This is a genomic window from Streptomyces sp. 1114.5 (assembly GCF_003635085.1).
Taxonomy (GTDB): domain Bacteria; phylum Actinomycetota; class Actinomycetes; order Streptomycetales; family Streptomycetaceae; genus Kitasatospora.
Window position 1 is genome coordinate 2,686,899 of sequence record NZ_RBXE01000001.1, and the last position, 10,671, is coordinate 2,697,569.

7 protein-coding genes are annotated in these 10,671 nt (G+C 73.4%); 2 read left to right on the plus strand and 5 right to left on the minus strand.

Going from position 1 to position 10,671, the window contains the following annotated elements:
• Positions 1-56: 56 nt before the first annotated feature.
• The 5 genes from asnB to BX285_RS11840 form a co-directional block, all read right to left on the minus strand.
• Complete coding sequence (asnB, locus tag BX285_RS11820) at positions 57-1,874, minus strand: asparagine synthase (glutamine-hydrolyzing) (protein WP_097237925.1); 1,818 nt, start codon at positions 1,872-1,874, stop codon at positions 57-59.
• Positions 1,871-3,322 (minus strand): phenylacetate--CoA ligase family protein, encoded by a 1,452-nt coding sequence (locus BX285_RS11825; protein WP_121175083.1) that lies wholly within the window; start codon positions 3,320-3,322, stop codon positions 1,871-1,873. The genes asnB and BX285_RS11825 overlap by 4 nt, the downstream gene beginning before the upstream one ends.
• A gap of 147 nt (positions 3,323-3,469) precedes the next feature.
• Positions 3,470-5,119 carry an aromatic amino acid ammonia-lyase gene (locus tag BX285_RS11830; protein ID WP_121175084.1) on the minus strand — a complete coding sequence of 550 codons (1,650 nt, stop codon included), beginning with the start codon at positions 5,117-5,119 and terminating at the stop codon, positions 3,470-3,472.
• Positions 5,120-5,387: 268 nt separating this feature from the next.
• On the minus strand, positions 5,388-6,590 hold the full coding sequence (locus tag BX285_RS11835) for a cytochrome P450 (RefSeq protein ID WP_121175085.1): 1,203 nt from the start codon (positions 6,588-6,590) through the stop codon (positions 5,388-5,390).
• Positions 6,591-6,691: 101 nt separating this feature from the next.
• Positions 6,692-7,858 (minus strand): acyltransferase, encoded by a 1,167-nt coding sequence (locus tag BX285_RS11840; protein WP_121175086.1) that lies wholly within the window; start codon positions 7,856-7,858, stop codon positions 6,692-6,694.
• 205 nt (positions 7,859-8,063) lie between these two features.
• On the opposite strand from BX285_RS11840, the gene BX285_RS11845 reads away from it, so the two are divergent.
• Positions 8,064-9,527, plus strand: coding sequence for an MFS transporter (locus BX285_RS11845; protein ID WP_121175087.1), 1,464 nt, complete (start codon positions 8,064-8,066; stop codon positions 9,525-9,527).
• Entirely contained in the window at positions 9,524-10,621 is a 1,098-nt protein-coding gene (locus BX285_RS11850) for an SGNH/GDSL hydrolase family protein (RefSeq protein WP_259470502.1), read from the plus strand. Before BX285_RS11845 ends, BX285_RS11850 begins: the two co-directional genes overlap by 4 nt.
• Positions 10,622-10,671 lie beyond the last annotated feature (50 nt).

The window sequence follows — 10,671 nt, forward strand, 5'->3', positions numbered from 1 at the left end:
GGTGCGGGGCGCGTGGGTGCGGGGGTTGCGGGGCGCGGGGGTTGCGGGGCGCGGGGTCAGAGCACCACGCGGACGCCGTACGTCCGCAGCCAGGCGTCCAGCAGCAGGGCGCGCGGCAGCCACGGCGGCGGGGTGAAGGTGCCGGTGTGCCAGTCGCCGCCGTCCACCTGGGCGCGCAGCGCCTCGGCGTTCAGCAGCGGCAGGGCGGGCGAGTCCTTGTCGGCGAGCAGCGCGCGGACGGCCTCGCGGACCGCTTCCAGGTACTCCGGGCTCTGCCCGAACGGGAAACCGCTCTTCTGCCGCCGCACCACCTCGGTGGGCAGCAGGTCGGCGACCGCCTCGCGCAGCAGGCCCTTCTCCTGGCCGGCGGCCCGCTTGAGCGCCCACGGAACGTTCCACACGTACTCGACCAGCCGGTGGTCGGTGAACGGCAGCCGGACCAGCAGGCCGGCCGCGAAGCTCATCCGGTCCTTGCGGTCCAGCAGGAACGGCAGGAAGCGGGTGAGCTGGAGGTGGAAGGCCTCGCGCAGCCGGTGGTCCTGACCGGACTCGCCGTCCAGGCGCGGGACTTCGGCGATCGCCTCGCGGTAGCGGGCGGCCACCGCGGCGTCCACGTCCAGGTGGCGGCGCAGCTCGGCGGAGAGCATCCCGCTGCGGTCGGTGATCCCGGCCGACCACGGGAAGTTGGCGGTCGGGCGGTCGGCCTCGGCGGCGAACCAGGGGAAGCCGCCGAAGACGTCGTCCGCGCCCTCGCCGGAGAGGACCACCTCGGCGTGGCCGCGCACCTCGCGGAAGAGCAGGTGCAGCGAGACGTCGAGGTCGCCGACGCCGGGGAGGTCGCGGGCGCGCAGGGTGGCACCGAGGTGGTCGAGCAGCGAGGGGGCGTCCAGCAGGATCTCGGTGTGCTTGGTGCCGACGTGCTCGACCACCGCGCGCACGTACGGGGCGTCCCGGCTGACGTGCAGGGCGTCGGCCTTGAAGTCGGTCTCGCTGCCGGCGAAGTCGACCGAGTAGGTGGCGACGCTGTCGCCGCCGGCCGCGGCCAGGGCGACGATGGCGCTGGAGTCCAGGCCGCCGGAGAGCAGGGCGCCGGGCTTGACGCCGGTGTCGGCGGCCTGCCGGCGCACCGTGTCGCCGAGCAGTGCGCGCACCCGGCGCACCGTCGTCGGTTCGTCGTCGGGGTGTTCGGCGGCCTCCGGCGCCCAGTATCGCTGGTGGCGCACCCCGTTGGGGCCGGCGATCAGCACCCAGCCGGGGCGGACCTCGTGCAGGCCGCGGTAGACGGCGTCGCCGGGGCGCTTGAGCGCGACGGTGAGGACGTCGACCAGGCCGTCGGCGTCGACCTCGGCGGGCAGGCCGGCGGCCAGCAGGGCCTTCGGCTCGGAGCCGAAGGCGAGGGAGCCGTCGGGCAGTTCGGCCCAGTAGAGCGGTTCGACGCCGAGCCGGTCGCGGATCAGCACCAGCTCCTCGGTGCGGGTGTCCCAGATCGCGACCGCGTAGCCGCCGATCAGCCGCTCGGCGGCTGCCTCGCCCCACTCCAGGTAGGCGCGCAGGGTGAGTTCGGCGTCCGAGCCGTTGCGGACGCGGTGGCCGCGGGCGGTCAGCGCGGTGTGCAGCGGGCCGGGGTTGAGGAGTTCGCCGGAGAATGCGATGACGGCCGGGGCCGGGTCGAGCTCGGGCGGGAACCAGGGCTGCGGCACGTCGTTGCGGGGCCCGGTGTGGAACTGGCGGTGGCCGAGGGCGGCGTGCCGGGCGAGCCAGGTGCCGCCGCGGCGCGGGCCGCGGTGGGTCAGGGTGTCGGTGAACTCCCTTACGAGATCGGCCTGTTCGCGCACATCCCCGCTGCGCGACACCAGCCCTGCAAGAGCGCTCATGCCCGTACTCCGGTGGTCTTCGCGACCTGCTCCAGCGACTCGCGCACCAGGGAGGTGAGCGGGGCGGGCAGCCGGCCCCAGTTGGCTTCCTCGTTGAGGTCGAGGACCCGGGAGAGCTTCCAGCCGAGGTACTGGCCGAGCGAGGCCAGCGGGGGCAGCTTCTCCACCGGGTGGACGGTCACCGTGTACTCCTCGAACAGCGGGGCGAGGCGCTGCTCCAGCACCCGGGCCCAGGAGCCGTCCGGGGTGCCGTCGGTGGTGACCAGGCAGACCAGCGTCCGCCCGCGCAGCACCAGCATGTAGTTGAACACCGAGGCGCCGGGCAGGGCTTCGGCCCACAGCGCCTCCTCCAGGTCGTCCTGGCGGATGTTGTTCTCGGCGAGCAGCAGGACGTCCTGGGCGCGCCCGAGGGTGCGCAGCACGGGTAGTCGGATGCCGCAGTCGCACGGGTCGGTCTCGATCCGGACGAGGTCGCCGGTGCGGTAGCGCAGCAGTGGTCGGGAGGGGATGTCGAGGGTGGTGACGACCAGTTCGCCCTGCACGGGCTCGTTGTCCGGGCCCAGTACGGTGGTGCGCTCGCCGTCGTCGATCTCCAGCAGGTAGCTCTGGAGTTGCAGGTGCAGCCGGCGGTGTTCGCAGGTGACGGCGAGGGTGCCGGTCTCCGAGGAGCCGTACGAGCCGACGTAGGCGGTGCCGCCGGTGAGGCGTTCGAGGTGGCGCACGAAGCTGGGGCCGGTCTGCTCGGCCATCAGCAGGAGCCGGTCGAAGCGGGGCAGCGGCAGGCCGTTGCGCTGGGAGAACTGGGCCATCTCCAGCAGCCGGGAGGGCGGCCCGACGTAGACGTTGGCGTTCAGCTCGGAGACCAGGCGCAGCACCCGGGTGTAGTCGCCGGTGATGTTGTCCACCCAGGGGCGGAAGGACATCACCCCCAGGTACTCCAGCACCTTCTCGAACTGGTAGGCGGCGGGGGCGAAGGGCGCGTTGATGAGGATCAGCGCGACGTCGGAGGGCTGCAGCAGCCGGCCCCACATCTCGCCGATGTTGAGGGTGTTGATCAGCAGATCGTCGACGGCCTTGGGGGCGGGGGCCGGGTCGCCGGTGGTGCCGGAGGACTCGTAGTAGTGCAGGAACTCCGACAGCGGGCGGGTGAAGGCGCCGGCGCCGTGGCCGCCGAGCTCCTTCTTGCCGAGGAAGGGCAGGGCGGCGAAGGCGTCGAGGGCTTCGGCCGGGGTCAGCGGGGTGTCGGAGCGCAGCCGGTCGGCGAGGGCGCCGGTCAGGGTCTCGGCGTACATCGGGGACCGTACGGCGGCGGTCAGGGTGTCGGCGAGCTTGGCGCCGTAGCGGTCGGCCGGGGCCTGGCCCTGCCAGGTGCGGTGGATCAGGGCGGTGTGGGAGTCCAGGCGCTCGGCGGCGTCCTGGCGCAGTACGGGATCGCGCAGTAGCAGCATCTCTGATTGCTCCTCGGGCTGTGGGGAGTCTCGGGCGGGACGGTGCCGGTGCGGGGGAGGGGCGGTGGGGGCCGCGGTGCGGTCGTCGTTCGGGCTCGGGTGTCGTTCGGGCTCGGTGTCGTTCGGGCTCAGTCGGTGGCGAAGGGCTCAGCCAGTGGCGAAGGGTTCGGGGAGGCCGGCGGCGCGGCGCAGTGAGCCGTCCCGGACCAGGCCGGCCACGGCGGCGATGTCGCCGTCCATCCGCCGGTCGCGGTCGGTGAAGGGGGCGTGCTCGCGGATCAGGCCGTGCACCTTCTGCAGGGTGGGCGCGGCCTGGCGCAGGCCGCGCAGTTCGACCGCCTGGGCGAGGGCGAGCAGGTGGATCGCGGTGACCTCGCGGGCGAGCTCGACGACCGTCCGGGCGTCGCGGGCGGCGATGGTGCCCATGCTGACCTTGTCCTGGTTGTGCGCCTCGGTGGAGCGGGAGAACAGCGAGGCGGGGGTGGCGGTCTTCAGCGCCTCGGCGGTGATCGCGGAGGCGGCGATCTGCATGCCCTTGAAGCCGTGGTGCAGTCCGGCCTGGTGGTCGGTGTCGGCGGTGGGGGCGATCAGGTTGGGCGGCAGGCCGCGGTTGAACTTGGGGTCGACGACCAGGGCGAGCTGGCGGTCGAGCAGGTCGGCGAGGTTGGCGACGGCGGTCTTGAGGCCGTCCATGGCCTGGCCGACGTGGCCGGCGTAGAAGTTGCCGCCGTGGTGCAGCAGGCCCTCGCCGGTGTCGAACAGCGGGTTGTCGGTGGAGGAGTTGACCTCCGTCTCCAGCCAGGGCCGCACCCAGTCCAGGGTGTCCCGCAGCACGCCGTTGACGTGCGGGGCGCAGCGCAGCGAGTACGGGTCCTGGATGCGGTGCTCGTGGGTGAGGAAGCCGCGTTCGCCGAGGAGTTCCTGGCGGCCGAGGATGCCCTCGTAGTCGGTGACGAGGTCCGAGCCGTCGAGCAGGGCGCGGATGGTGGCGGCGGAGGTGATTTGGCCGCTGTGGGGCTTCTGCCGGTGCAGGAACGGGTGGTAGTGCGAGACGTTGCCCCGCAGGGCCTCCACGGCGAAGGCGGTGGCGATGTCGGCGGCGGCGGCGAGTTCGGCCGCGTCGTGGGCGGCCAGGACGGCGAAGGCGGAGGTGAAGGCGGTGCCGTTGATCAGCGCCAGGCCCTCCTTGGCGGTCAGGACGACCGGATCGATGCCTTCCTCGGCCAGTGCCTCGGCGGCGGGCCGGACCCGGCCGCGGTGCAGCACCTCGCCCTCGCCGAGCAGCGCGTACGCCAGGTAGCAGAGCGGGACGAGGTCGCCGCTGGCGCCGAGCGAGCCCCGTTCGGGGATGAGCGGCAGGATGTCGGCGTCCAGGTGGCGCAGCAGGGTCTCGATGACGACGGGGCGGATCGCGGACGGGCCGCGGCCCAGGCAGTTGGCGCGGATCAGCTGGACGGCGCGGGCGACCTCGGGCGCGGCGGTCGGGCCGGTGCCGTTCAGGTGGTAGGTGACCAGGTTCCGCTGGAGCGCGGCGGCCCGGTCGGCGGAGATCTGGCGGGAGACGGAGTCGCCGAAGCCGGTGGTGATGCCGTACAGCGGGATGCCGCGGGCCAGCCAGTCCTCCTTGAGGGCGACCGAGGCGGCCATCCGCTCGACGGCGGCCGGGGCGAGGACCGGCCTGGGGGCGCCGGGGCGGGCCCGGGCGACGGCCACGATGGCGGGGAGGGTCAGGTGGTGACCGGTCAGCGGCAGGGGGGTTGCGGTGGGTGTCGGTGTCGGCGGCAGTGTCGGCGGCATGGGTCCTCGTTCCTGGGCGGAGCGTGCGGTCCGGTCGTCGGTGGTCCGTGTACCGGCTGGCCCCAAGTCTCGGGATCGGACGGGTGTTCCGTCTTCGGGCGTCGGTACGGACCGGATCCCGTCCCAACGGACGGGCGGCGGCCGGGGGCCCGGTCCAACGGACGGGCCGTCGGACCGGGCGTCGTGGGCGGGCGAGGGCCGGGGCGTGAGGGGGACTCGGGGTGCGGGCGGCTGGGGGCGGGTGGCTGGGGCGTGGGCGGTCGGGCGGTCACCACTCGACGGGCAGCGCCTTCGGACGCAGCGTCAGCAGGCCGCCGAGCCATTCGACCTCCTCGGCGGGCACCGCGAGCCGCAGTGAGGGCAGCCGGCGGGCCAGGGTGCCGAAGGCGACCTGCAGTTCCATCCGGGCCACGCCCGCGCCGGGGCAGTAGTGGGCGCCGTGGCCGAAGGCGACGTGCCGGGGGTCGGTGCGGGTGAGGTCGAGCCGTTCGGGATCGTCCACCCGGCGGATGTCGCGGCCGGCGGCGTGCATCACCGGGATGACGCCCTCGCCCTTGGCGACCGTGGTGCCGGCCAGCTCCAGTTCCTCGGTGGCGATCCGCATGAAGCCGATCTCGGACGGCGGGGCGTAGCGCAGCAGTTCCTCGGTGGCGTTCTCCAGCAGGTCGGGGCGCTCGGTGAGCAGCCGCCACTGGTCGGGGTGGCGCAGCAGCTGGTAGAGCGCCCGGGAGACGGCGCTGACCGTGGTGTCGTGTCCGGCCACCAGCAGGTTGATGCCGAGCCAGACGAGTTCGCGCTCGTCGAGGCGGTCGTCGTCGTCCCGGGCGGAGATGAGGGTGGAGAGCAGGTCCTCGCCCGGGTCGGCGCGGCGTTCGGCGACGAGCTTGGCAACGTACGCCGCGGACTCCTGGCGGGCGGCGAGCCGTTCCTCGGGGGTGTGGGCGGTGATGGAGACCAGCCGATCGGTCCACTCCTGGAGCAGCGGGCGGTCCTCGACCGGGGCGCCGACCATCTCGCAGATCACCCAGACCGGCAGCACCGCGGCGAAGTCGTGGTGCAGGTCGGCCGGGCGGGGTCCGGCGACCAGCCGGTCGATCAGCTCCTCGGCGATCTCGACCACCCGGGCGCGCCAGCGCTCGGCCTTGCGCGGGGTGAAGGCGGGGGAGATCAGCCGGCGCAGCCGGGCGTGGTCGGGGCCCTCCTGGTTGAGCAGGTTGTACGGGTTGTCGGAGAAGTCCTCGCCGGAGACGGTGCGGACGGCGCCCGGTTCGCGCAGGGCGGCCCGGGACAGCCGCTGGTCGGAGAGCGCGGAGACCACCTCGTCGTAGCCGGTGACCAGCCAGGCCTGGTCGCCGCTGGGCAGCCGGACCCTGCTGACCGGGCACTTGGCCCGCAGGTCGGCGAACTCGGCGGGCGGCTCGCCGTAGGGGGAGAGCGGGAGGGGGTAGGCGGTGAGGTCCTGATCGGTCATCGGGCGGCCTTTCGGGTCGGATGGGATCGGCTCGGATCGGCTCGGGTGGGGCGGCTCGCGGTCGGGTGGGTCGGCTCGCGGCCGGGTGGGGCGGCTCGCGGTCAGGTGGTGGTGGCGAGGTCGGGGGCGGGGGCCGGGTCCCCGGAGGACCCCTGCCGGGTGGGGCCGCCCGGGCGTGTGCGGGAGCCGGTGAGCAGCCGTACGGCCGGGAGTTCGACGTAGCGGTGCAGCGCCCCGGCCAGCAGCCAGGAGGCGGCGAAGGCGCCGAGCAGCAGGGCGGTGGCGACCGGGGTGCTGAACTGGCCTCCGCCCAGGGCACGGTGGCCGTGGTCCAGGATCAGCCGGTGGACCAGGTAGAACGCGAAGGTCCAGTTGCCGAGGGTGACCAGCGGCCGTGAGGTGAGGAGGGAGGTGCGGCCGGCCAGGTCGCGGGCGGCGAGTGCGGGCAGCAGCAGGGCGATCGGGATGATCGAGGGGGTGGTCAGGCCCCAGAGGAACGGCAGCTGCTTGGCGAGGAGTTGGGCGGGGACGAAGAGCAGTGCGGCGGCCGCTGCGCCGAGCGGCAGCCGACGGCCGGTGCGGACGATCCGGGCGAGCAGGATGCCCAGGACGAACTCCAGCAGGCGCACCGGCGGGAACACGTAGACGAACCAGAACTGCCGGACGGAGCCGGAGCCGAAGGGCAGCGGCGGGCGGTCGGGCAGCAGCGCGGAGGCGGCCGGGACGAGCAGGATCGCGGCGATCACCGCGGCGGCCCAGTACCAGAGCCGCTCGGGCCGGATCCGCCGGATCCAGCGCACCAGCAGCGGGAAGGCGGCGTAGAAGAAGACCTCGCAGGAGATCGACCAGCTGACGTCGTTGAGGCTGGAGAAGACCGCGCGGTCCGGGTTCCAGGTGTGCACCAGGAACAGGTTGGGGACGGCCTGGCGGGCGGTGGCGGCCGTGCCGGCCACGGCGAGCAGGATCAGCGCGGCGGCCCAGGTGAGCACGTGCAGCGGGTAGATCTTGGCGGCCCGGCCGCGCCAGAAGCGGCCCGCCCGGTGTTCGGGGCGGGAGCCCCAGGTGATCACGAAGCCGCTGAGGACGAAGAAGAGGCTGATCGCGGTCCAGCCGCCGTTGCTGACGGTCCAGGCGTAGGCGTCGGCGACCCCGTGGTCCCCGAACGGCTTCTCCATGTCCACGTGGAAGGCGAAGACCGGGATCGCGAGCAGGAACCTGATGCCGGTGAGCGAGGGCAGCTCGGGACGTCTGTGGGTGGTTCCGGGCATGGGCGGGCACTCCCCCGTGCGTAGGGACGGTATTTCTAAGGTTCGGGAATTATCAAACAATATGAAGTCAACTCGGCTCTGCGCAAGGGGTGTTGGGTTTCATGTGGGGCCGAGATTGTTTGACGCTAGATGATTTGGCTGCTACGTTCGGTCCACTTGATTGAGACGCAGACGATTGTCTGCCAGATGGATAGGGAGAGGGCCGATGCCGGACACGGCGCCCCGCACCCTCGGCGCACACAAAGGGTTGGCACTCCTGGTGCTCTGCGCCCAGCTCTTCCTCGACTCGATGGACGTCTCCCTGATGGGCGTGGCGCTGCCGGAGATCAAGCAGGACCTCGGCCTCGGACCCGAGACGCTGCAGTGGATCATCTCCGGCTACGCCGTCGCCTACGGAGGCTTCCTGCTGCTCGGCGGACGCGCCGCCGACCTCTTCGGCCGCCGCCGGCTCTTCTTCTGGGCCACCGCCGTGTTCGCGCTGGTCAGCCTCGGCGGCGGGCTCGTCTCCGACGGCACCCTGCTGGTCGTCAGCCGCGTCATCAAGGGCATCGCCGCCGCCTTCATCGCCCCCGCTGCGATGTCGATCATCACCACGACGTTCAAGGAAGGCCCCGAGCGCACCCGCGCGATGGGCATCTTCTCCCTCACCGGCGCCAGCGGCTACGCGGCCGGCCTGGTCTTCTCCGGCGTGCTCACCGAACTCCACTGGCGGCTCATCTTCTTCGTCCCCTTCGTCGTCGCCTCGCTCGTCCTCGCCGTCACCAACTACGCCGTCGCCCCCGACCGGCCGCGCACCGGCGAACGACCCGGCTTCGACGCGGCCGGCGCCCTCACCGCCACCGCCGGCGTCCTGCTGCTCGTCCTCGGACTCGTCCGCGCCCCCGAGGTCGGCTGGGGCTCCACCGCCACCCTCGGCTCGCTGATCGCCGCCGTCGTCCTGCTGGTCGTCTTCGTGGTCATCCAACAGCGGCGCACCGACCCGCTGCTCCCGCTGCGGATCTTCCGCTCGCGCACCCTCTCCACCGCCAACACCGTCGGCCTGGTCTGGGCCGGCGCCACCATCGGCTGGCAGTTCATCGCCCTGCTCTACCTCCAGCAGGTGCTCGGCTACAGCGCCCTCCAGGCGGGCCTGGCGATCGTCCCGATGGCCGCCGCCATCCTGCTGGCCGTCAACCTCGCACCCAAGCTCATCAACCGCTCCGGGCTGCGCCCCGCCGCCGTCCTCGGCCTGCTGCTCCAGGGCGGCGGCATCCTGCTCTTCCTGCGCACCGGCACCGACAGCAACTACCCGAGCGTCCTGCTGCCCGCCCTGATCGTGCACGGCCTCGGCAACGGCACCAGCTTCCTCGCCTTCAACATCGCCGCCGTCAGCGGCGTGAAGAACGAGGACCAGGGCCTGGCCACCGCACTGGTCACCGCCGCCCTCCAGCTCGGCGGCGGCATCGGCGTCGCGGTCGGCGCGGCCGTGCTCACCGGAGTCGGCGGCGCCTCGCCCTCGCTCTCCGCCTACCACTGGGCCTTCCTGGTGGCCGCGATCTTCTCGGCCGTCGGACTGGTCGCCGCCGCCCTCGGCCTGGGCGCGCCCAAGGCCGAAGCCGGCGAAACGGCGGACGCGGGCGGCGACGGGGCGCCGGCGACCGCGGCCGACCTCCAGAAGGACCCGGCGTGACCGCGACCCGACCCGCTGCTGTGACGTCCGGCCCTGCGGCTACCACCACCGCCGTCGAATGGCTCACCCCGGAGGACCCCCGGCTCTCCTGGGACGGCATCAACGGACTGGCCCGCCGCGACGACCGCTGGATCCCGCTGCGCCTGCCCCTGGACCGGGTGGCCACCACGCTGTCCGGCAACTTCGCCCGGCTCGCCGAACTCCCGGTCGGCGCCCGCTTCGGCTTCCGCACCGACGCCGTCGAACTGACGCTGGAACTGGACGCCGAGCCCGGCAGCGCCCCGCTGGACGTGGTGGTGGACGGCGTCGTCGCCCACCGCTGGCACCCCGTGCCCGGCCGTCACCGGCTGACCCTGCCGCTGCCCAGCGGCACCGGAGCCGGAACCGGAACCGGGACCGACGCCGACACCGGCGGCCCGGCCGAGGTCGAGGTCTGGCTGCCGCACCTGAGCCGCACCTGGCTCGGCCGGCTCTCCGTCCGGGGCCACCGCGTGCTGGAGCCCGTCGAGCGCACCGGCCCGCGCTGGGTCGCCTACGGCAGCTCGCTCACCCACGCGATGTTCCCGCACGGCCCGTCCGAGAGCTGGGTCTCCCTGGTCGCCGTCCGGCACGGCTGGCGGCTGCGCAACCTCGGCTTCGCCGGGGAGGCGTACCTGGACCCGCTGGTCGCCCGGATCATCCGGGACACCCCGGCGGAGCTGATCACCCTGGAGATCGGCACCAACGCCTACATCCGCAACGTGTTCACCGCGCGCAGCTGGGGCTCGGCGGTGTGCGGCTTCGTCGAGACCATCCGCGACGGGCACCCGGACACCCCGATCGCGGTCATCGCCGCGCTGCCCTCGGTGGAACGGGAGAAGGTGGTCAACGCCGCCGGACTCACCCTGGAGGGCATCCGCGAGCTCACCGGCGAGGCGGTCCGGGTGCTGCAGCAGCTCGGCGACCGGCGGCTGCACCTGGTCGACGGCCGGGACGTCCTGCCGATCGCGGACGCCGACCGGGTTTACGCGGACGGGCTGCACCCCACCCCGGACGGCGAGCACGACCTCGCCGACCGCGCCGCGCCGATCCTCAAGGGGATCCCGCTCGGCTGACGGGCGGTCACGGTGGTGCCGGGTGCCCCGGCGGGAGACTCCCGCCGGGG